19 protein-coding genes and 1 pseudogene are annotated in these 22,217 nt (G+C 64.0%); 8 read left to right on the forward strand and 12 right to left on the reverse strand.

What is annotated here, in order from left to right:
- The 6 genes and pseudogenes from RCH07_RS04050 to RCH07_RS04070 all read left to right on the forward strand — a co-directional run bounded on the left by RCH07_RS04050 (position 1) and on the right by RCH07_RS04070 (position 6,093).
- Positions 1–1,167, forward strand: coding sequence for a restriction endonuclease subunit S (locus RCH07_RS04050; protein ID WP_326966274.1), 1,167 nt, complete (start codon positions 1–3; stop codon positions 1,165–1,167).
- A 395-nt stretch (positions 1,168–1,562) separates the two neighbouring features.
- A pseudogene (locus RCH07_RS19250) lies at positions 1,563–1,817 on the forward strand (DUF1016 N-terminal domain-containing protein); the annotation flags it as partial.
- 241 nt (positions 1,818–2,058) lie between these two features.
- Positions 2,059–2,316, forward strand: coding sequence for a type II toxin-antitoxin system Phd/YefM family antitoxin (locus RCH07_RS04055; RefSeq protein ID WP_326966194.1), 258 nt, complete (start codon positions 2,059–2,061; stop codon positions 2,314–2,316).
- 2 nt (positions 2,317–2,318) lie between these two features.
- Complete coding sequence (locus RCH07_RS04060) at positions 2,319–2,579, forward strand: type II toxin-antitoxin system RelE family toxin (protein WP_326966195.1); 261 nt, start codon at positions 2,319–2,321, stop codon at positions 2,577–2,579.
- Between the two features lie 141 nt (positions 2,580–2,720).
- Positions 2,721–2,867 (forward strand): hypothetical protein, encoded by a 147-nt coding sequence (locus tag RCH07_RS04065; RefSeq protein WP_326966196.1) that lies wholly within the window; start codon positions 2,721–2,723, stop codon positions 2,865–2,867.
- Position 2,868: 1 nt separating this feature from the next.
- The gene (locus RCH07_RS04070; RefSeq protein WP_326966197.1) at positions 2,869–6,093 is read left to right on the forward strand and encodes a type I restriction endonuclease subunit R; all 3,225 of its coding nucleotides are present in this window, start codon (positions 2,869–2,871) and stop codon (positions 6,091–6,093) included.
- A gap of 136 nt (positions 6,094–6,229) precedes the next feature.
- On the opposite strand, the gene RCH07_RS04075 is transcribed toward RCH07_RS04070, so the two are convergent.
- From RCH07_RS04075 to RCH07_RS04120, 10 genes are all read right to left on the reverse strand, one after another.
- The gene (locus tag RCH07_RS04075) at positions 6,230–6,778 is read right to left on the reverse strand and encodes a hypothetical protein (RefSeq protein WP_326966198.1); all 549 of its coding nucleotides are present in this window, start codon (positions 6,776–6,778) and stop codon (positions 6,230–6,232) included.
- A gap of 2 nt (positions 6,779–6,780) precedes the next feature.
- Entirely contained in the window at positions 6,781–7,143 is a 363-nt protein-coding gene (locus RCH07_RS04080; RefSeq protein WP_326966199.1) for a hypothetical protein, read from the reverse strand.
- 97 nt (positions 7,144–7,240) lie between these two features.
- Positions 7,241–8,086, reverse strand: coding sequence for a hypothetical protein (locus RCH07_RS04085; protein ID WP_326966200.1), 846 nt, complete (start codon positions 8,084–8,086; stop codon positions 7,241–7,243).
- A 407-nt stretch (positions 8,087–8,493) separates the two neighbouring features.
- Complete coding sequence (gene nrdF / locus RCH07_RS04090; RefSeq protein WP_326966201.1) at positions 8,494–9,468, reverse strand: class 1b ribonucleoside-diphosphate reductase subunit beta; 975 nt, start codon at positions 9,466–9,468, stop codon at positions 8,494–8,496.
- A gap of 95 nt (positions 9,469–9,563) precedes the next feature.
- Positions 9,564–11,684: a class 1b ribonucleoside-diphosphate reductase subunit alpha gene (gene nrdE, locus RCH07_RS04095; RefSeq protein WP_326966275.1), complete on the reverse strand. Its 2,121-nt coding sequence runs from the start codon at positions 11,682–11,684 to the stop codon at positions 9,564–9,566.
- Between the two features lie 92 nt (positions 11,685–11,776).
- Entirely contained in the window at positions 11,777–12,271 is a 495-nt protein-coding gene (gene nrdI, locus RCH07_RS04100; protein ID WP_326966202.1) for a class Ib ribonucleoside-diphosphate reductase assembly flavoprotein NrdI, read from the reverse strand.
- Positions 12,272–12,310: 39 nt separating this feature from the next.
- Positions 12,311–12,556, reverse strand: a complete 246-nt coding sequence (nrdH, locus tag RCH07_RS04105) for a glutaredoxin-like protein NrdH (RefSeq protein WP_326966203.1) — start codon at positions 12,554–12,556, stop codon at positions 12,311–12,313.
- A gap of 476 nt (positions 12,557–13,032) precedes the next feature.
- On the reverse strand, positions 13,033–14,394 hold the full coding sequence (locus tag RCH07_RS04110; RefSeq protein ID WP_442784769.1) for a class I SAM-dependent methyltransferase: 1,362 nt from the start codon (positions 14,392–14,394) through the stop codon (positions 13,033–13,035).
- Positions 14,391–15,122: a DUF1365 domain-containing protein gene (locus RCH07_RS04115; RefSeq protein WP_326966204.1), complete on the reverse strand. Its 732-nt coding sequence runs from the start codon at positions 15,120–15,122 to the stop codon at positions 14,391–14,393. Before RCH07_RS04115 ends, RCH07_RS04110 begins: the two co-directional genes overlap by 4 nt.
- Positions 15,119–16,549 (reverse strand): NAD(P)/FAD-dependent oxidoreductase, encoded by a 1,431-nt coding sequence (locus RCH07_RS04120; protein ID WP_326966205.1) that lies wholly within the window; start codon positions 16,547–16,549, stop codon positions 15,119–15,121. Before RCH07_RS04120 ends, RCH07_RS04115 begins: the two co-directional genes overlap by 4 nt.
- Positions 16,550–16,773: 224 nt before the next feature.
- Here RCH07_RS04120 and RCH07_RS04125 point away from each other — a divergent pair, with 224 nt between their 5' ends.
- The gene (locus RCH07_RS04125) at positions 16,774–17,691 is read left to right on the forward strand and encodes a LysR family transcriptional regulator (protein WP_326966206.1); all 918 of its coding nucleotides are present in this window, start codon (positions 16,774–16,776) and stop codon (positions 17,689–17,691) included.
- A 28-nt stretch (positions 17,692–17,719) separates the two neighbouring features.
- Here RCH07_RS04125 and RCH07_RS04130 read toward each other — a convergent pair whose 3' ends face one another.
- On the reverse strand, positions 17,720–19,117 hold the full coding sequence (locus RCH07_RS04130; protein ID WP_326966207.1) for an aldehyde dehydrogenase family protein: 1,398 nt from the start codon (positions 19,115–19,117) through the stop codon (positions 17,720–17,722).
- Between the two features lie 99 nt (positions 19,118–19,216).
- Here RCH07_RS04130 and RCH07_RS04135 point away from each other — a divergent pair, with 99 nt between their 5' ends.
- Positions 19,217–19,723 (forward strand): DUF2004 domain-containing protein, encoded by a 507-nt coding sequence (locus RCH07_RS04135; RefSeq protein ID WP_326966208.1) that lies wholly within the window; start codon positions 19,217–19,219, stop codon positions 19,721–19,723.
- An 83-nt stretch (positions 19,724–19,806) separates the two neighbouring features.
- Here the strand turns inward: RCH07_RS04135 and metE are convergent, their stop codons facing one another.
- The gene (gene metE, locus RCH07_RS04140; RefSeq protein ID WP_326966209.1) at positions 19,807–22,170 is read right to left on the reverse strand and encodes a 5-methyltetrahydropteroyltriglutamate--homocysteine S-methyltransferase; all 2,364 of its coding nucleotides are present in this window, start codon (positions 22,168–22,170) and stop codon (positions 19,807–19,809) included.
- Between the last annotated feature and the right edge of the window lie 47 nt (positions 22,171–22,217).

The following is a 22,217-nucleotide window of genomic DNA, read 5'->3' on the forward strand; positions in this document are numbered from 1 at the left end:
ATGATCGAGTGCTCGTTCACTGACCTGCTGGAAAAGATCGTAGACAACCGCGGGCGAACATGCCCTACTGCCGACAGTGGGCTGCCATTGATCGCGACGAACTGCATCAAAAGTGACCATCTCTATCCGGTCTTCGAAAATGTTCGCTACGTCGATGAAGAAACAGTCGGTAAGTGGTTTCGAGGACATCCGAAGCCAAACGACATTATCTTTGTCTGCAAAGGATCACCGGGGAGGGTCGCAATGGTCCCAGACCCGGTCCCGTTCTGCATTGCCCAGGACATGGTCGCTCTTCGGGCTGACCAGCGAGTGATACGGCCGCGGTATCTCTACTATGCACTCAAGTCGCCATCGGTGCAGGCAAAGATCAACAACATGCACGTAGGCTCCATGATCCCCCACTTTAAGAAGGGCGACTTCGGCAAACTGCGATTTTCTATCCATGAGGATATTGGCGAACAACGGGCGATTGCGGACGTGCTGGGGGCGCTCGACGACAAGATCGCTGCCAACACCACGCTCATCGCCACGGCCGATGAACTGTCGCTCACTGTTTTCCTTTCCATGAGCCTTTCCGTTAGCCAGTTGGTCCCCCTATCGGAGACCGCAAAGTTCGTAAACGGCAAGGCATTCACAAAGAACGCTAGTGGCACAGGACGGGTCGTAATCCGAATTGCAGAGCTCAACTCCGGGATCGGTGGTTCGACGGTCTACAACGACATTGATGTGGACGAGCAGCACCTTGCCAGACAAGGCGATCTCCTCTTCGCTTGGTCCGGCTCGCTTACGCTTCACCGGTGGTTCAGACCTGAAGGCATTGTCAACCAGCACATATTCAAAGTGATCCCCAACGACGGCTACCCCCACTGGCTTGTTCACGAACTTCTCCGGCGCAAGCTCGACGACTTCAAGAGCATCGCCGCCGACAAAGCAACCACTATGGGTCACATCCAGCGAAAGCACCTGGACGAAGCGGTGGCCGTGCCGCCGCTCGAAGAGATTAGGAAGCACGATGAGCTGATGTCAACGCTCTGGGAGCGAACATTGGGAGCAGAAGTCGAAAACCTCAAGCTCGCCGCGACCCGCGACGCACTCCTCCCGCAGCTCATGGCCGGCAAGCTACGCGTCAGAGATGCCGAATCCGTTTTGGCCAGGGTCGGCGTGTGACGGCGAGTGGCGCCAACGCAATTGTGCAACGCATTGCAACAATGCCGTCGGAGAATGGGGAAACGTGGCAATCACCGCTTGCCACCTTGGTTGGCCCTCCGTGTTCCGCCTCAATGTCTTACCCCGCCGGTACCTTCGAAGTATCTAGACCGAAGACCGCGGAGGGAACCTATCATGTCCACGCCAAGTAAACCGATCCCAACAGAATCCAACAAGATGGGCATCCGGACCGGAACACGCAAACGCGCCGGGGGTGCATCCTTCCCCGAAACGCCAGCGAAGAGCACCATGCCAGTGTGGTATTAGGAACTACTCGACAGCATCTCCCAGCGGTTTGAGCTGGGCCGGGCCCGCGCCGTAGCGGCCACCAATCAAGAACTCGTGCCACATACCGGGCTATAGGCCGCGACATCCTCAATCGCCACGGAGCGGAAGCCTGGGGTGCGAAGGTGACCAGCCGCCTTGCCGCAGACCTTCGGGAACGGTTTCCTCAATCCAGTGGGTTCCCGCCCCGAAATCTCATGTTCATGCGTGCGGTGGCAGCCACATGGAATGAGCAGGCAATTGTGAAAGCGGCGTTTTCACAATTGCCTTGGTACCACCACATAGCCCTCATCCAGAATCTCAGCGATCCCGACAACCGCGTTTAATACGCCGCTGCCTTACGATCCCGAACTTCTGGACGTTGATGCCGTGGACCGCGCCATCGCCGCTTCCAAGACAGCCCGATAGCGCACGCGCCGGGATCGGCTATGCCGAGTGCCGCGGATGTCCCGACGGCGGCACGATACGAGCACCCGGAAATCACGAGCCCGAGCAACTTGTAATGTGTACGTTTCTTGCATTTAGCTAATTATGTACAAAACGATGGGAAAAGAGTAATCTACAGGCATGGAACCTAACCCGAACTCTGTCACCATCGGGGCCTTGCGCGAACACTTGCCCGACGTCGTCAACAGGGCGAATTACGGGCACGAACGCGTGCAGATCACCCGTCATGGCAAGCCGGTGGCTGTTCTGATCGGCGTGGAAGACTATGCGCGCCTTGAGGAACTCGAAGATGCTGTGGACTTGGCCGAATACCGCGCAGCCAAAGCCGAGGATGACGGCGGCCGTGTGGGTCTAGCCGAGCTGCAGGCCGAACTCTAGGCGTGGGCTATTCGGTCGATTTCACCTCTGGAGCCGCCAAGGAGATCCGCAAGCTGGACTCGGGAGCGCGAAGGAGGATCCTGAGCTCAATCGCAGAACTCGGAACTGACCCGCGCCCCAAAGGATGCAAGAAGCTGGCCGGCGAACAACACGCCTGGCGGATCCGGATCGGAGATTTCCGCGTGCTCTACGAGATCGAGGACAACATTCTGACCGTCACCGTCGTGCGCGTCGCCCACCGGCGCGAGGTCTACAGGAAATGATCCACATCCGAGCCCTACGGCGCCTCTCAGCAGAGGCCTGAAGCGTCGCAGAATATCAACTGTGAAGCGCGTCTATATTGCGATCACCCCAAGGACAAACCGACCATCGGTCTGCTGCTCTGAAAATCCAAGATCAATGTGGTGGCCGGGTACGCTCTAGGGACCACCGCAATGCCGATCGGCGTCTCGGAGTGGAAGGCGGAAATCGTCGATTCGATGCCCGAGGACTTCGCATCGACGCTGCCCAGCATCAGCGACCTCGAAGCCGAACTTTCACACGACATCTAGCATGACATCCGGTCAACCAGGGGGAACCACCGTGACAGCAGCACCCGCAGTAGCCTTTTCCGAAGCCGCTTGGGAAGGTGTGGCTTTGGAATTCCTGGCCGAGCCGCTCGGCTGGCGGCCCGCTTCAGGGCAGGACATTGCCCCCGGCAGGGGCGAGCGGGATTCCTGGGACGAGCTGCTGATCCGGCCCCGGCTGCTCGCTGCGCTGCAGCGGTTCAATCCGACGGTTCCGGCCCAGTACCTGCAGCAGGCCCTCGCCGAAATCGCCTCTCCCACGTCCAACGACGCCATCACCGAGAACCACCGCATCCACAGCTACCTCGTGGACGGCTACCGGCTCAACTACATCGACCCGGACGGCAACGAGGCCAACCCCACCATCCACCTGCTCAGCTCGGACCCGGACCAGAACCACTGGCTCGCCGTCAACCAGGTCACCCTGGTGCAGGGCGACTACAAACGCCGCTTCGACGTCGTGCTCTACTGCAACGGTATGCCGGTCAGCGTCATCGAACTCAAGAAGGCCGGCAGCGCCACGGCCGACGTCGCCTCCGCGCACGCCCAGCTGCAGACCTACCTGCGCGAGTTCCCCATGGCCTTCCGCTTCTGCGTCTTCACGCTCGCCTCGGACGGGATCCAGGCCAAGTACGGAACGCCGTTTACTCCCCTGAATCACTTCTCACCGTGGAACGTCGACGACGACGGCGTGCCGGTCGCGCCGGGGTTCATGGAAAACGGCGAAGCCGTCACTGCTCTGGAGACCGCGCTCAACGGTCTCTACAACGTGGATCGCTTCCTGCAGCTGACGCGCAGTTTCACCGCGTTCGACGGCGGCCCGGACGGGCTGTCCAAGCGCATCGCCAAACCACACCAGTATTTCGCCGTGACCAAAGCGGTGGGAAGCACGGTCCAGGCGGTGGAAAGCAACGGCAAGGCCGGCGTCGTCTGGCACACCCAGGGCTCCGGCAAGTCCATGGAGATGGAGCTCTATGCCAATCTGGTGGCCCGGCACCCCAAGCTCAAGAACCCCACCGTCGTGGTCATCACCGACCGTAACGAGCTCGATGGCCAGCTGTTCGAGGGGTTCAGCCGGAGCCTGCTGCTGGCGGAAAACCCCCAGCAGATCAGGAAGCGCTCCGAACTCCGGGACGAACTGAGTAACCGCACCACAGGCGGCATCTACTTCACCACGCTGCAGAAGTTCGGCCGCAGCAAGTCCGAAAGGGACGCCGGCGCCGACCACCCGCTGCTGTCCGACCGGCGGAACATCATCGTGGTGGTGGACGAAGCGCACCGGTCCCACTACGACGACCTGGACGGCTACGCCCGGCACCTCCGCGATGCCCTGCCGCACGCCACGCTGATCGCCTTCACCGGGACGCCCATCTCCTTCGATGACCGCAACACCCAGGACGTTTTCGGCGAATACATCGACATCTATGACCTCTCCCGGGCGGTGGAGGACGGCGCCACGGTCCCGGTGTATTTCGAACCCCGGCTGATCAAAGTGGGTCTGGCCTCCGACGTGACGGAGGAAATCCTTGACCAGGCGGCCGACGAGGCCACCCTGGGCCTGGACGACACAGAGCGGGCGCGCGTGGAGGCGAGTGTCGCCGTCGTGAACGCTGTCTACGGAGCGCCGCAGCGGATCGCTGCGCTGGCCGCCGATCTGGTGGCTCACTGGGAGAACCGCAGGGCACGGATGGGCAAGTTCATCGAGGCGCCGGGCAAGGCGATGATCGTGGGCGGGACGCGGGAAATCTGCGCGAAGCTGTACACGGCGATTGTGGAGCTGCGGCCCGGCTGGCATTCCGATGACCTCGCCAAGGGCAAGATCAAGGTGGTCTTCTCCGGCACCGCGTCCGATGTCCCGCCGGTCTCCGACCACGTGCGCCGCGACTCGTTGAACGCCGTGGTGAAGGAGCGGCTCAAGGACGTGGACGACGAGCTGGAACTGGTGATCGTCAAGGACATGATGCTCACCGGTTACGACTCCCCGCCGCTACACACCCTGTACCTGGACCGGCCGCTCAAGGGCGCGCTGCTGATGCAGACCCTGGCGCGCGTGAACCGGACCTTCCGCGGCAAGCAGGACGGGCTGCTGGTGGCCTACGCGCCGCTGGCGGAGAACCTGGCCAAGGCGCTGGGCGAATACACGAAGGATGACCGGGCGAACAAGCCGGTGGGTAAGAACATCGACGAGGCCGTTGTGGCGGCACTCGGTCTGGTGGAGTCCCTGCGCGGCCTGCTCGCCGGGTACGACTGGCGGGACGTACTAATGAAGGGCGGCCCGAAGGCGTTTGTGTCCGCCGCGACGGGGTCGGCGAACTACCTGCGCAGCCCGGAGACGCCGGGGAACCAGCCGGTCACTGGCGAGGAGACGCTGGCCTCGAAGTACCGGCGGTTTTCCAGCCAGCTCTCCCGTGCCTGGGCGCTGTGCTCGGGCTCCGAGACACTGGCGGAGCTGCGGCCGGAGATCCAGGTCTACGAAGAGACCCGCGTTTACATGGCCAAGTTCGACGCCGCCGACCGGCAGGCAAGCGGCGAGCCGGTGCCCGAGGAGATCCAGCGGCTGCTGGGCGCATTGATCGCCTCCGCAACGTCCTCCGGCGAGGTGCTGGATATCTACGAAGCTGCCGGCATGCCCAAACCCTCGCTGGATGACCTGACGCCGGAGTTCATCGCCAGGACCCAGCAGGCCCGGAACCCCCAGCTGGCCATCGAGGCGCTGCGGAAGCTCATCGCTGACGAGTCTGCCGCAACGACGCGGAACAACGTGATCCGCCAGCGGGCCTTCTCCGAGCGGATCACCGAGCTGATGAAGAAGTACACCAACCAGCAGCTGACGTCTGCCGAGGTCATTGCCGAGCTGGTGGAACTGGCCCGCGAAGTGGCCGCCGAAGGCAACCGCGGAGCCCGGTTCACTCCCCCGCTGAACTCGGATGAGCTCGCGTTCTACGACGCCGTTGCTTTGAACGAATCCGCAGTTGAATTCCAGGGCGAAGGCATCCTGGCGGATATTGCCAGGGAGTTGGTGTCCGTGATGCGCCGGGATGTGCGAACTGACTGGACCGTCCGCGACGATGTCAGGGCCAAGCTCCGCTCCTCGATCAAGCGGCTCCTGGTCCGGTTCGGGTATCCGCCGGACAAGCAGCCCGAAGCCATCAAGCTGGTCATGGAACAGATGGAGTCCATGGCGCCACGGTTTGCCGAGGCACGTGGCTGAACGCACTAGTTGGCATTCCGAGCTACGGCCTTTGTCGACTACGTCGGAAACGTTCGGTGAATTTCATGGGCCGACCACTTTTCTGGGACGGGCCATCACGGCGCGTCTCGCCTATCAGGCTTCGTGCACCTGATAACTACCTTCGTCGCGCGACGATAGGCGCAAGTTGGTCCAGGCGTTTGGCAACGGCAGTAACAAATTGGTCTTCGTTGGTCTTGAGGGATCGCAGATCAACCAGATCGAGCGACACATTCATTTGGGCGTCAGTCTGAGCAGGGGGCTCGACCCAGGCCGCTTTCATGGCTTTTCCGGCCACGCTGCGCATCGACCCTAGTAGCTCCGAATACGCAGCCCCAACTTCAGGGCTCTCGAAGAGAGTCCAGACGCGGTAATAACTGACCTTGCTCTGGATAGCCCTGAGCTCCTCTGAAAGACGTGCTCGTTCCTCTGCTGGTTGGTCTAGCCTCCGCCGCCGTATTGCGTACGGAAATTCTTTGTAGTCACTGTAGACAGCGAACGCCTCTGCAAACGACTGGCGCAACCGGGTGCGCTCCAACTCTCGGATACGGCGTCGCTCAAGCCACAGGTTCTGGATGAAAGTGACGCCGGCTGCCACCACGGCGCTCGTGAAGAGGACTCCTCCCATAGTGGGCAGGGCGCCGAAAACACTATCAAGCCAAGACAATGTCAGTTCTCCTCTTGTTCAGGATCATTGTTGGGGTCGTGAACACCATGCCAAATTTCTTCGCCCACCCAATCGCCGGTTTTCCGGTACCACTCCTCCTTGACCAAGTGGGCTGCAATATGGGCGATGAGGCTGGCTGCCCTGTCGCGCGACACCCATCGCAATTCTCGGGGATCGAGTGGATACCACATGCAAAGTGACCCGTCGTCATATCGATGCGGCGATTCACTTGGGCCGTCAACGCGCACCACCGGCTTCTCGGGGGCCCCTTGAGAGAAGCAGATGGTGACGTTCCTTGCGGGGACTCCAATCGGCGTCAAGGTCAGAGCCAGGCAGAAGCCACCAGGATGGAGCTTGTCCGTCACAGAGCGCAAGTTATCGAGATCTGAAAGTTCCCGCATGAAAAGAATCCGGTTGGCAGGTTTCGCAAACCACGGAGGAGGCCGCCAAGACTTCCGCATTCTAGCCGTGCCCTCCATAGGATCGGGACGGACTCGTGGTTGCAGCTACCTGCACACCCAGGGCTGCTGCCGATACCGGAATACCTGTGCTCAACTGCTGTACAGCATTCTTCAGAGCCGACTCCTGCGGCGCATCGATGTACCCAAAAAACACAACGCTCATTGCTTCCAAGACTTCAACATCGCTGTCTGAGTGCAGCGCTACAGCCAGGGCGTTCGCCGCTTTCCTCAATCGCGCCGCAACAGTTGAGGCTTCCTTGAGAAGTTTCAAGTCGGCGGAGGCGCCGGCCGGGTCTACTGTGGGCTCGCCTGACTCAAGACGCGTTGCAGCGCCATCTAAAAGGGTGTACAAGCCCTTGGCCGCACCAAGTCCAGGGGTTACAAATTCATATGCCCACACCGAGATCTCAAACGATGAGACTCCGGGCACGTAGAACTGCTTGTTCCAGGCCTTGGCCAGCCGGGTAACCTTGCGCCGGGTCGATCGAAATGCCGACTGACCGTAGTTTAGAAGCTCTACGTGCCCTTCCGGGTCGGAGGCTTCCCATTCGCCTGTCTTCAGGTTGGGAATCCAGATGCCGGGGCCATCCTTGCGGTTCATGGCCACCACCATGTCGACAGTAGGATCCTGCCCCTCAACTTCTGCGCCAAAGTGAATCTTCGGACCACGCTTAGACTTGTGAACTCGGGCGTCCGGGTACGTTTCGCGGAGGATCGAGCCGAGATGCGCGCAGAGTTCATCAACGATGTCCCCTGGTGAGTCCCCCATACCATCCGGACCCAAGGACGGATAGTAGTTCCGATTGAGAACGAGGCCGCCGTCTCCATCCGTGACGGGTTCGTTCATCGTATGTACGGCGAGTGAGCCGCTTCGATAGGTCCGCAAGCTCCCGTAAAAAGACGCGGCTGCCGCGCGAGTGTTTGCCAACCGGGATCGCGCCTCGCAGAGAGTCACCCCCGAGGGTTCAATCTGGCTTCGTACGTCGTCAAGGATTGTGTCAACAAGGGACAATTTAGGTGCCTGACTGCCGCTAGCGTGAAACACTCGCGGCTTAGCGCCCCACACAAAGCAGTTGGCCTTGAATTAGAAAATCAAGACCAAACACGCTAACCTAGTGACCATTCCGACCAAAGAATGCACAAGACTCTGTGGGACCGTTGACTCTGTCAGCGGACGCCGACAGAGTTTTTGTGTATGTGCCCGTAATCTCTCTATCTCACTATCTGACAGCCAGAGGCGGGCGACCGAGGAGTCTAGAAGTCCCAGTCGTCATCCTCAGTGTTAACAGCCTTGCCAATGACATACGAAGAACCAGACCCACTAAAGAAGTCGTGGTTCTCGTCGGCGTTCGGCGACAGCGCGGACAGGATGGCCGGGTTCACGTCGGTGACGGAAGCCGGGAACATGGCCTCGTAGCCCAGGTTCATCAGGGCCTTGTTGGCGTTGTAGTGAAGGAACTTCTTGACGTCCTCGGCCAGGCCGACGGAGTCGTAGAGGTCGTGCGTGTACTGGACTTCGTTTTCGTACAGCTCGAAGAGCAGCTCGAAGGTGTAGTCCTTGATCTCCTGCTTGCGCTCCTCGGACAGGCCTTCCAGGCCCTTCTGGAACTTGTAGCCGATGTAGTAACCGTGGACGGCCTCGTCGCGGATGATCAGGCGGATCAGGTCGGCCGTGTTCGTCAGCTTGGCCCGCGAGGACCAGTACATCGGCAGGTAGAAGCCCGAGTAGAACAGGAAGCTCTCCAGCAGCGTCGAAGCCACCTTGCGCTTCAGGGGATCGTCGCCCTGGTAGTAGTCCATGACGATCTGGGCCTTCTTCTGCAGGTTCACGTTTTCGGTGGACCAGCGGAACGCCTCGTCGATCTCCTTGGTGGAGGCCAGGGTGGAGAAGATGGAGGAGTAGCTCTTAGCGTGCACGGACTCCATGAACGCGATGTTCGTGTAGACAGCCTCTTCGTGCGGGGTGATCGCATCCGGAATCAACGAGACGGCCCCGACGGTGCCCTGGATCGTGTCCAGCAGGGTCAGCCCGGTGAACACGCGCATGGTGAGCTGCTGCTCGTCCGGGGTCAGCGTCGCCCACGACTGCACGTCGTTGGACAGCGGGATCTTCTCCGGCAGCCAGAAGTTGTTGACCAGGCGGTTCCAGACGTCAACGTCCTTGTCGTCCTGGATACGGTTCCAGTTAATGGCTTCAACGTGGCTAAGCAGCTTGACCTTTGCGGTCATGTCATCCCCTAAGAGTTGGGTTCTTCGTGAAGTAAAGCGTACGACGGCGGGCGGCTGCCCGCCGTCGTACCTAAGCAGTTATCAACCGATATCGGTTACAACATACATGAGACGCAGTTGTCCACCTCAGTCCCTTCCAGCGCGAGCTGGCGGAGACGGATGTAGTAGATGGTCTTGATGCCCTTTTTCCAGGCGTAGATCTGGGCCTTGTTGATGTCGCGGGTGGTGGCGGTGTCCTTGAAGAACAGCGTCAGCGACAGGCCCTGGTCCACGTGCTGGGTGGCGGCGGCGTAGGTGTCGATAACCTTCTCGAAGCCGAGCTCGTACGCGTCCTGGTAGTACTCCAGGTTGTCGTTCGTCAGGTACGGCGCCGGGTAGTACACGCGGCCCAGCTTGCCTTCCTTGCGGATCTCGATCTTGGACGCCACCGGGTGAATCGAGGAGGTGGAGTTGTTGATGTAGGAGATCGAGCCGGTCGGCGGGACGGCCTGCAGGTTCTGGTTGTAGATGCCGTGCTCCATGACGGAGGCCTTCAGCTCGCGCCAGTCATCCTGGGTGGGGATGTGGATGTTCTTGAACAGCTCCGCGACCTTGGCGGTCTGCGGGACCCATTCCTGGTTGGTGTACTTGTCGAAGAACTCACCCGAGGCGTACTTGGACTTCTCGAAGCCGCCGAAGGTCTGGCCGGTCTGGATGGCCAGCCGGTTGGAGGCGCGGACAGCGTGGTACACCACCGAGTAGAAGTAGATGTTGGTGAAGTCCAGGCCCTCTTCGGAGCCGTAGTGGACCCGCTCGCGGGCCAGGTAGCCGTGCAGGTTCATCTGGCCCAGGCCGATGGCGTGGCTCTGGTCGTTGCCGCGGGCGATCGAGGGCACCGAGGTGATGTTGGACATGTCCGAGACGGCCGAGAGCGCGCGGATGGCCGTCTCGATGGTCAGGCCGAAGTCCGGCGAGTCCATGGCCTTGGCGATATTCAGCGACCCCAGGTTGCAGGAGATGTCCTTGCCGGTCTGGTCGTAGGACAGGTCATCGTGGTACGTGGTGGGCTGGGAGACCTGGAGGATCTCGGAGCACAGGTTGGACATGATGATCTTGCCGTCGATCGGGTTTTCCCGGTTCACAGTGTCCTCGAACATGATGTACGGGTAGCCGGATTCGAACTGGATCTCGGCGAGGGTCTGGAAGAACTCGCGCGCCTTGATCTTGGTCTTCTTGATCCGGGAATCGTCCACCATCTCGTAGTACTTCTCGGTGACCGAGACGTCGGAGAACGGCATCCCGTAGACGCGTTCGACGTCGTACGGCGAGAACAGGTACATGTCCTCGTCCTTCTTGGCCAGCTCGAAGGTGATGTCCGGGATGACGACGCCCAGCGACAGGGTCTTGATGCGGATCTTCTCGTCGGCGTTCTCGCGCTTGGTGTCCAGGAAGCGGTAGATGTCCGGGTGGTGCGCGTGCAGGTACACAGCTCCCGCACCCTGGCGGGCACCGAGCTGGTTGGCGTAGGAGAAGCTGTCCTCAAGGAGCTTCATCACGGGGATAACGCCGGAGGACTGGTTCTCGATCTGCTTGATCGGCGCGCCGACCTCGCGGATGTTGGTCAGCGCGAACGCCACGCCGCCGCCGCGCTTGGAGAGCTGCAGGGCGGAGTTGATGGACCGGCCGATCGACTCCATGTTGTCTTCGATGCGGAGCAGGAAGCAGGAGACCAGCTCGCCGCGCTGGCGCTTGCCGGCGTTCAGGAACGTGGGGGTGGCCGGCTGGAAGCGGCCTTCGATGATCTCGTCCACCATCTGCAGGGCGAGCTGCTCGTCGCCGCGGGCCAGGTGCAGGGCCACCATGCAGACGCGGTCCTCATAACGCTCCAGGAAGCGCTTCCCGTCAAACGTCTTCAGCGTGTAGGAGGTGTAGAACTTGAACGCGCCCAGGAAGGTCTCGAAGCGGAACTTCTTCTTGTACGCGCGGTTGTAGAGATCGCGGATGAAGTTCATCGTGTACTGGTCGAGGGTCTCGCGCTCGTAGTACTCGTTCTTCACGAGGTAGTCGAGCTTTTCCTCGAGGTCGTGGAAGAACACGGTGTTGTTGTTCACGTGCTGCAGGAAGTACTGGTGCGCAGCCTCGCGGTCGGCCTCGAACTGGATCTCGCCGTTGGGCCCGTAAAGGTTCAGCATGGCGTTCAGCTCGTGGTAGCCCAGGCCCTGGAAGGCGGCCGGCATGACCGGCTTCTCACCGGGGACGGTGTGCTTCTCGACGTGCTTCTCGACGGCGGCGCTGGGCTTCTCGGCGGAGCCGAGAGAGCTGGATCCGGTCACTTCGGTGTCTGCGACAGTCGTGTCCAAAATTCTTCCAATCCTTGTTGTACACGGCCGACGTCTTCCGGCGTCCCCATGAGTTCGAATCTATATAGGTGCGGGACCTGGCATTTCGCGGCGATGATGTCGCCGGCCATGCAGTAGTTGTCCCCAAAGTTGGTGTTGCCCGCCCCGATCACTCCCCGGAGCCGTTGCCGGTTCCCCGGATGGTTCAGAAAGCGGATGACCTGCTTCGGAACGGATCCGTCTCCCCCGGTGCCCCCATAGGTGGGAAGCACCAGCACGAAGGGTTCGGTGGCCACCAGCGCGGACTCCCTCGAATGGAGCGGAATCCTGGCGGCATCGACACCCAGCTTCCTGACGAAGCGTGCCGTGTTCTCCGAAGTGGAGGAGAAATAGATGAGGTGACTGCCGGTGGTCCGGACAGCGCCCGGGTTCCGGCCGTCCGCCGCCGGCGACGCGTGGGCCGCTGCTGTTGCAACTGGTGCCATGGGAGTCACCTCAACTGACGTGGATTCTTACGAAGCGGTTCAGGCTACGGCGGCGGCGGAAGCCAGCGCCAGTTCTGCGATCTTGTCCGGACGGAAACCGGACCAGTGGTCCTGGTCCGTGACCACCACCGGGGCCTGCATGTACCCCAGGGCCTTCAGGCGCTCGAGCGCATCCGCGTCCTGCGAGATGTCGACGCTCTGGTAGGTGATGCCCTTCTTATCCAGTGCGCGGTAGGTCGCGTTGCACTGGACACAGGCCGGCTTGGTGTAAACCGTTACGTTCATGGTTCCTGTCCCCTTTTACTGAAGTCTGTATTTGGTCGTTCGCCGGGCCGGTGCGGGACAGGAATCCTTATCCGTTGCTGGCCCCAGCCGGCGGACTTTGCCGCTGGTCTGGAACTGTAGTCCGATACTACATGCAGCACTACATGTAGTGCGCGAGGTAGGCACGGACCCCTAGATGATGTATTACAAGTATGTCATTTTATGCACTGTCCGTCCACAGGCGGAGGGCCCAAAAATGTCCGGATTTCCGCCGTTTTAGTGGACGAAATCCACAGGCTGTGGAGTACCTGTACACAGTTAACTCCCGTGCGTGTCGTGTGCTGGACGGCGTGTCGCGGCGTCGCGGACGGGTGCCGGGTGGTGGTGCCAAACACTGAGTGTGTTGTGTCGGGGAACACGAGACCGGGAACACGAAAGAGGCGGGCACCCCGGGGTGCCCGCCTCTCGCAGGGTGACGCAACTAACGGGTTGCGGTCCTAGGCTCCCCTGCCGGCCTCGCCCGCTGTCCGCCGGTCCAGCACAATCTGCTGCACGTCCAGGTAGCCGGTCTCGAATCCGGCGCGGGAATAGCAGAGGTAGAACAGCCACATGCGCTGGAAGATCTCGTCGAAGCCCAGCCCGCGGACCTCTTCGGCGCGGGCCATAAAGCGCTCTTCCCAGAGCCGCAGGGTCTGCGCGTAGTGCTCCCCCATGGCGAGGCGTTCACGGACCCGCAGCCCGGTCTGTGTGGCTGTGATGTCCTCGATGGCGCGGACGGAGGGAATGACGCCGCCGGGGAAGATGTACTTGTGCACCCAGGTGTAGCTGGAGCGGGTGGCCAGCAGTCTGTCGTGCGCGATGGTGATGGCTTGGATGGCCACCTTTCCGCCGGGGGCGAGGACACGCTCGATCGTCTGGAAGTAGGTGGCCCAGTACTCGAAGCCCACGGCCTCGATCATCTCCACCGAGACGACGGCGTCGTACTCGCCTTCCACCGCGCGGTAGTCCTTGAGCTCGATGGTGACGGCGTCGGCGTGGCCTGCCTCGGCGATGCGGCGGCGGGCCAGTTCCTGCTGCTCGCTGGAGAGCGTGACGGAGTAGACCGTGGCGCCGCGCTGGGCGGCGCGGAGGGCCAGCTCACCCCAGCCGGTGCCGATTTCCAGCACACGGGTTCCCGCGGTGACGCCGGCCTTATCCAGCAGCCGGTCGATCTTGGCATGCTGGGCGGTGCCGAACCCGTCCCATTTGACGCTCTTCAGGGCCTCTCCCGATTCAGGGAAGAGAGCACTGGAGTACGTCATGCTCCCGTCCAGGAAGGTCCCAAAGAGTTCGTTGGAGAGGTCGTAGTGCCGCGAGATGTTGGAGCGGGTGTTCTGCTCGGTGTTGCGTTCCTTGTGCGGCTGGCGCGGCAGGTAGAGCGCACGCAGCCTCTGCAGGGGTTCAGGGACAAGCGTCCCGACGCTGGCGGCGAAGACCTCCATGACGGCAGTGAGGTCGTCGGCGTCCCAGTCGCCGGCCATGTAGGACTCGCCCAGGCCGATCAGGCCGCCGTCGCCGAGCCGGGCCGCGAAGGCGTCCGGCCGGTTGATGGTCATGACCGGAACTCCCGAGCCCGGCCCTGCGTTGCCCAGGACGGTCCCGTCCGGGTACCGGACTTCGATGGGGAGCCGGCGGACGGCTGCCTTGAAGATGGCCTGGGCCACGCGTCCGGCCACAGCGGCTTTCAGCCCGGCGGGCACGGTAGCGATGCTTGGCCAGATGGCGGCGTCGATAACCGCAGGCGGCTGGGGAACGGTGTAGGGCACCGCGCCGGGAACCCGTTGTGCGCCAGCGGATCCGCTCGCATCGGTCATTGTCACTGAACTGCCTCCTGTGAAGGGTGGTGTGGTCGTTTGATGATGGGCAGCCGGCGTGCCCAGAGTTTAAGTCCCTGCCAGCGGATCTGGGCGGAGGCGCGCAGCGGTGCCAGCGGGACCGCGAGCGCCGCGGCGAGGATGTTCGGCACGGTGGCGTCCCGGCGGTCCCCGTCCATGGTTGCGATGAACGGCTGGTGCCCCTCCCGCTCCAGGACGATCGAGACGGCGACCCGTTCGCCGGGTTCCGGCAGTTTCATCCGGTACTGGCCGTCGACGTCGTTGAACGGCGAGACGTAGTGCGCCTTCGGGACGCTGGCCCGGCCGGCGTCGTCCGGTTCCAGGACGTAGCAGTGCCGTTCGCCGTAGGTGTTGTGGACCTCGGCGACGACGCAGCGCAGCTCCCCGGCGGCATTGTGGCACCAGTAAAGACTCACGGGGTTGAAAACGTACCCGAACACGCGGGCGCTGGCCAGCATGGTGATCCGGCCGCCGTCGAGCGCTATCCCCCGGGTGGCGAGGAACCGTTCAACGTTGCCCCGCAGTGTGCCGTCCGGGTCGCCCAGGTGGTCCGCCACGGCGAAGCCGGCGAGCGGCCTGAGCAGGCGCGGCAGGGTGGGAAGGTGGTCGACGTCCACGTACCAGCTGTAGCTGCGGTAAGTGAAGGCATTCTTCAGCGGCGTGCGCCGCACATGCGCGATGGACGTGCGGTAGATGGCGGCCGGGGCACTCATGCGCCCTCCGCGGCGACGGTCTGCAGGTCCGGGTCGAGGGAGACGCCGGCCGGCACGAAAGCCGCCTCGTCCCAGTCGCGTCCCAGCCGTGCGGCGGCCCGGACACCGGAGAGGGCGCCATCCTCATGGAATCCCCAGCCGTGGTAAGCACCGGCGAAAGCCAGCCGGCCATCGCCGAGTTCGAGGATCTGCTGCTGCGCCTTGAGGGATTCCGGGGTGTACTGCGGGTGCTCGTACACCATGCGCTCCAGCACCGTGGCGTCCGCGATCAGCCCGGATTCGCCGAGGCTGACGATGTAGCGGCCGCCGTCCGCGGGATCCAGCCGCTGCAGCCGGGTCATGTCGTAGCTGACCAGGACCTTGTCCGGCCGGGCGTCGCAGGAGGGCAGGCGGTAGTTCCAGGAGGCTTTGGCGTTGTCACTGGCCGGCAGCACGGAGCCGTCGCGGTGGAAGACTGTGTGGTTGACCGAGTACGGCATCCCGGCCAGGGCCGCCCGCTCGGCGGGCGACGCGTCGGTGAGAATACGCAGCGCCTGCTCCGGGTGCGTGGCGATCACGACGGCGTCGAACGTTTCGGTGCTGACGGTGCCGGTGCTGTCCTTCGCGGTCAGCTCGACGCCGTCAGCGTGGCGGCGCACGCCGGTGACCGGGGTGCCCAGGCGGATATCCGGCAGTGTGGCGGCGAGCTTGTCCACGTAAACGCGCGAGCCGCCGGTGACGGTGCGCCACTGGGGCGAGCCCGCGACGCCGAGCAGGCCGTGGTGGCCCAGGAAGGTGAAGAGGTAGCGGGCCGGGTAGGACAGCGCGGTGGCGGGGTCGCAGGACCAGACGGCGCTGACGATCGGGGTCATGAAGTGGGAGACGAAGTACCTGCTGAACTTCTCGCGGGCCAAGAACTCGCCCAGGGTGAGCTCGGCCTTCCCGGCGGGGGCCTTCCCGGCAGGGGCCGCCCCGGCAGGGGCCGCCCCGGCGGGGGCCGCCTCCGCGAGCAGGGCGCGGGCCCGGCGGTAGAAGCGCATGACCTCCACGAGCATCAGCAGGTACCGGCCGCGCAGCAGGGTGGAGCGCCGCGGAATGATGCCGCGGCCCTTGGCACGGGCGCCGGCGTATTCGAGGCCGCAGCCGTCGCAGCGGACGGACATGCTCATTTCCGAGTCCTGGGTTTCGACGCCCAGCTCCGCGAAAAGCCGCAGCAGCGTGGGGTAGGTCCGCTCGTTGTGGACGATGAAGCCGGTGTCAATGCCAAGGACGGGACCGTCCGCCTGCGGCACGTCATGGGTGTGGGCATGGCCGCCGAGCCGCGGGTCGGCTTCGAAGAGGGTCACGCGGTCCTGCCGGTTGAGGACATAGGCGGCGGTCAGCCCTGCCACGCCACTGCCGATGACGGCTACCCGCCGGCCCGCCGGAATCCCTGCTGCTTGTGACACTGATCTGCTCCTGTTTGCTGATTTTGCTGGTTGGACCGATTTGGCTGTGTGACTCGATTGCCTGCATCGACTGCCTGAATCGTCCCGGTAAATCGTCTTGTGGGCAATTCGTAACCATCGGGGCTCCGGATGTGTATTGCTTCCAGGCATTTCGCCTTCGACCAATGTGCCAGAATGAAGCGGGATTGCGGTCCCGCCTCACCGGAACCTGCGAAGGGCACCCCTTGATCAACCCCATCCATCTGCGGACCTTCGTTGAAGTGACCCGGCTGGGCTCCTTCGCGGCCGCCGCCACCCGGCTTGGCTACACGGCGTCGGCGGTGTCCCAGCAGATGGCCGCGCTGGAACGCGACACCGGCGTGGAACTGTTCCAGCGCTCGGCCCGCAGCATCCACCCAACCGAAGCCGCGCTGGTGATGACCCGGCACGCGGCCAAAGTCCTCACGGACATCGAGGCCCTCATGGCGGCGGCCTCGCGTACGGGAGACACCACCCGCCAGGAGCTCCGGCTGGGCATCTTCCCCAGCCTCGCCACCTATGTGCTGCCCAGGATCCTGGACAACCCGGCGTGGAAGAAGCTGGGGATCGACCTCCGGGTGTCCGTGGCCGAACCCGCCCAGACCATCCAGGGCCTGCGCACCGGCGGCGAACTGGACGTGGCCCTGGTGTACCAGGTGGGCCAGTCCGGGCTCGCGTGGCCGCACTCGGTGAACCGGCAGTGGATCGGCGACGACGACTTCCGCGTGGTGCTGCCCGCGGCGTGGGGCATCGGCACGGAGTCCAAGGTGGCCGCGGACCACCTGTCCGATATGCCGTGGATCGTCCACCACCCGGGCACGTCCGACGCCACCGTGATCGAGCGGCTCTTCGCAAGCTGCAACCTGCACCCGCGGGTGGTGGCGTACAGCGACGATTTCCATGCCAGCCTGGAGATGGCGGCGGCCGGGCTCGGCGCGGCCCTGGTTCCCGAGCTCGCGCTGCGGCACCGCCCCGCCGGGGTGGTGGTCCTGGATGTCCCGGAAATCCGGCTGGCCCGCAACATCTTCGCACTCCTGATCAACGAAAAGCAGACTGCCCAGGTCCAGCTCTTCGTGGAGCTGCTGGGCGACACGCTACACAAGCTTGCGGCCCGCACGGGCTGAGCGCGCCCCCGGAGTGTCCCTCCGCCGGCTAGCGCTTCCCGGGCCGCTTTCCCGCCGGGGCCACCAGCGAACTGATGATCCGGTGCTTCGCCCGGGTGTAGGGCGGGAAGATGAGTTCCAGGGTTTCGGGCCAGTGCGGCTTGGACAGGGTGGAGCGTTCATGCGAAAACGTCCGCAGCGAGTGTTTCCCGTGGTAAGCGCCCATGCCGCTGCCGCCCACGCCGCCGAACGGCAGCCCCGGCACCAGGAGGTGCGCGGCCGGGACGTCGAAGCACAGGGCCCCCGAGGAGGTCCGTTCCGAGAAGGCCCGGCGGGTCTCCGGGTCGTTGCTGAAGACATACAGCGCAAGGGGCTTCGCGCCGTCGTTGATCATCCTGATGGCCTCGTCGCGTCCGGCCACCGGGACCAGCGGAAGCAGCGGCCCGAAGATCTCCTCCCCCATCACCGTGTCCCCCGGGGCGGGCCGCAGCAGCGTCGGGGCGAAGTGGCGGCTGGCGGCGTCCCGTTCCCCGCCGTGGGCCACGGTGCTGCCGTCCGCGAGGGCGGCGAGCCTCGCGAAGTGCTGGTCATTGACGATCCGGCCATAGGACTCACTGAGGGCAGAATCCGCCCCGAAGAGTGCACGGATGGCCTTGACCAGCTCGCACTCCAAGGGAACCAGCACATCCTCGGTGGCCAGGATGTAATCGGGCGCCACGCAGGTCTGGCCCGCATTCAGGAACCGGCCCCACGCGATCCGCTTGGCCGCCCTGGCCAAGTCAGTGGAGGCGTCCACGTACGCCGGGGACTTCCCGCCCAGCTCCAGGGTCACCGGGGTGAGGTTCTCCGCCGCCGCCCGCAGCACCGCCTTGGCCGCGACCTCGCCGCCCGTGAAGAAAATGTGGTCGAAGCGCATCGCCAGGAGGGCGGTGGTCTCGGGGATGCCGCCCTGGACCACCTCGGCCGCTCCGGCCAGGTACTCCGGGATCCAGCGTGCCAAAGCCGCCGAGGTGGCCGGGGCGTGTTCGCTGGGCTTGAGCACCACGGTGTTGCCCGCTGCCAGGGCGCCGGCCAGCGGGGCGAGCAGCAGCTGCAGGGGGTAGTTCCACGGGCCGATCACCAGGACCACGCCCAGCGGCGTCAGTTCAGTCCAGGCTTTGGCCGGCTGGACGGACAGCGGCACCGGCACCGGACGCGGCCGCAGCCAGGCCTGAAGGTTCTTCGCCAGGTGCGCGGCCTCGGCCGTGACAAAGCCGATCTCCGTCAGCTGCGCTTCGGTGGCGTGCTTGCCCAGATCGCTGCCGAGTGCCGCCGCGAAGTCGTCGCGCCGCTCAATCAGCATCCGGCGCAGATTGGACAGCTGCTCCAGCCGCCAGGCCAGCGGACGGGTGATCCCGCTGTCAAAAACTTCACGGGAACGGGCGACGGCGGGGGCAACTGTTTGCATCCGCTCAATGTACCGGCCACGGGCCTCCCAACTGGTCAGATACCGGAGAAAAGCTTGGGAACGCTGGAACGGGCCGGTATTCAGGACTATGTTGAAGATATGAACAAGGTAGCGAGCAAGCACTTCGGCGACGTCGAGCTCAACCACGGACGGGATCACAATTTCACCGCCACGCAGGACCTGGCGGGCCACACCGTGGAGCTTGACTTAAATGTCAACGCGCATGACCACTTCGACGAGGCGGCCATGCACAAAGTCGACTACCGCCTGCGCTTCCTGCCCGAACTCGTGGACCAGGTCCGGGAGATGATCGCCGATGAACTGGAGCAGGAAGGCACCAGCCCGCAGGAGTACCGGCACTTCCACTGCAACGCGATCAAGGACGAGCAGCTGCGGAAGGTCTTCGGCGTCGAGGACAAGGCCCAGCTCACTGACCAGGTCTTCCTTAAGGCACTGAAGCTGGGCCATGTGGGTATTTTCCCCGGCCAGCCGGAACGCTACTTCGTGCTGGACTTCACCCTTGGCACACATTTCACCGACGAGGTCCTCGTAGCCTCCGCGGACGAGGACGGCGTCGTGGACGACGAGATCCTCTGGGAATCCTGAATCGATTGCTCCGATACGGCCCTTTTGAGCCCTCAAAACGGCAGTTGCTCAGCAATCGATGAACTTAGTGGTTCAGCCGCCTGCTACTTGGCCGCTTCCAGCAGTTCGGCGCGGACCGTTTTGGTGGCCGCGACCAGGTTGCGCAGCGACTCCTCAGTCTCGGTGTAGCCGCGGGTCTTCAGCCCGCAGTCCGGGTTGACCCAGAGCTGGCGGGACGGGACGTGCCGGACGGCGGTGCTGAGCAGTTCGGTGACTTCCTGCTGGCCCGGGACGCGCGGCGAGTGGATGTCATAGACGCCCGGGCCCACGCCGCGGCCGAAGCCGTGGGACTCGAGGTCGTGGACCACCTCCATCCGGGACCGTGCCGCCTCGATCGAGGTGACGTCGGCGTCGAGGCCGTCGATCGCGTCGATGATGGCGCCGAATTCCGAGTAGCACAGGTGGGTGTGGACCTGGGTGCTGTCCCCGGCGCCGGCAGTGGCGAGGCGGAAGGACTTCACGGACCAGTCCAGGTACGCGGCCTGGTCCGCCGTACGCAGCGGCAGGAGTTCGCGCAGGGCGGGCTCGTCCACCTGGATGACCTGGATGCCGGCGGTTTCGAGGTCGGCGATCTCATCCCGGAGGGCCAGCGCCACCTGGTTGGCGGTCTCGCCGAGGGGCTGGTCGTCGCGGACGAAGGACCACGCGAGGATGGTGACCGGACCGGTGAGCATGCCCTTCATCGGTTTGTTCGTCAGGGACTGCGCGTAGCGGGCCCATTCCACCGTGATCGGGGCGCTGCGGGTGACGTCGCCCCACAGGATGGACGGCCGGGTGCAGCGTGAGCCGTAGGACTGGACCCAGCCGTGCACGGTGACGTCGAAGCCTTCGAGGTTCTCGGCGAAGTACTGGACCATGTCGTTGCGCTCGGGCTCGCCGTGGACCAGGACGTCAAAGCCGAGTTCTTCCTGCAGCTCCACAACGCGCTTGATCTCATCCTTCATGAGCTGCTCGTACTGTTCCGTGCTGAGTTCGCCCTTGTTGGCGCGGGCCCGCGCGGTGCGGATTTCGGACGTCTGCGGGAAGGAGCCGATGGTGGTGGTGGGCAGCGGCGGCAGGTGCAGGGCCGCGGTCTGGGCGGCTTCGCGGACGCCGTACGCCGAGCGGCTGAAGTCGGCGTCGGTGAGTGCGGCGGTGCGGTTCCGGACCTCGGCGCGGCGGACGCCGTCGGCGGCGGCGCGGTCGGCGATGATGCGGGTGGCCTCGTCGATGGCCGGCTGGACATCCCGTGATGGGGCGCCGGTTGCCTCGTCGGTCAGCAGTCCGGCGAGGGTCACAACCTCGGTGGCCTTCTGGTCGGCGAAGGCCAGCCAGCTGCGCAGCTGCGCGGAGAGCTGGGTCTCCTCGTCGACGTCGTGCGGGACGTGCGCGGTGGTGGTGGAGGTGCTGACCGCCAGCCTGGCGACGGACTTCTTCAGCCCGGCGATCTTGTCCGCTGAGGCGGCGAGGTCGTTGCGCCAGATGTTGTGACCGTCCACGACGCCGGCGACGAGGGTGGTATCGCCCAGCGCGGCCAGTGCCGCGGCGGACGGGACCTCACCCTTGAAGACGTCAAGGTGCAGGGCGTCGATGCCAGTCGCGGCCAGGGTGCCGAGCTGGCCGTTGAGCGCGCCGTAGGGGGTGGAGACGAACAGCTGCGGGCGAACCGAGACGGCGGAGAGGACCTCGTAGGAGCGGGCGACGGCGGCCTGGATCTCCCCGGCCGGGGTGTCCTGGTCCACCACGAGGGCGGGCTCGTCCAGCTGGACCCAGCTGGCGCCGGCGGCGGCAAGCTTTTCGAGCAGCGCGGCGTAGACCGGGAGGATATCCTCGAGGCGGGACAGCGGGCTGAAGCCGGCCGCGGCGTCGTCGGAGGCCTTGCTCAGCAGCAGGAACGTGACCGGGCCGACGAGGTACGGGCGGGTGTGAACCCCGTTGGCGAGGGCGTAGGCGAATTCCTCGACGATCCGGTGGGAGGTCAGCGCGAAGGTGGTGTCCGGGCCGATTTCCGGGACGAGGTAGTGGTAGTTGGTGTCGAACCACTTGGTCATTTCCAGCGGCTGCTGGTCCTTGGTGCCGCGGGCCAGGGTGAAGTATGCGTCGATGTCGAGCTGGCCACCGGCGTCGAGGAGGTTGCCGAAGCGGGCGGGCACGGCGCCGAGGTGGGCGGCGGCGTCGAGCACCTGGTCGTAGAAGGAGAACGTGCCGGGGACCGCCGCGTCTTCGGTGAGGCCCAGTCCCTGGAGGCGCCGGGCGGTGCCGAGCTGGATCTCCTTGGCGGCGGCGTCGAGTGCGGCGGCGTCGATGGTGCCGGCCCAGTAGGCTTCAACGGCCTTCTTGAGTTCACGGCGGCGGCCGATGCGCGGGTAGCCCAGGATCGAGGCGGACGGGAAGGGGGTGGTGCTGTGGGGCGTGTGCTGGTCAGTCATGGGAGGTCCTAAAAGTTGGTGGCTTGGTGCGGAGGGATGTTTTGTTC

The sequence above is a fragment of the Arthrobacter sp. CG_A4 genome, assembly GCF_035985125.1.
GTDB lineage: Bacteria > Actinomycetota > Actinomycetes > Actinomycetales > Micrococcaceae > Arthrobacter.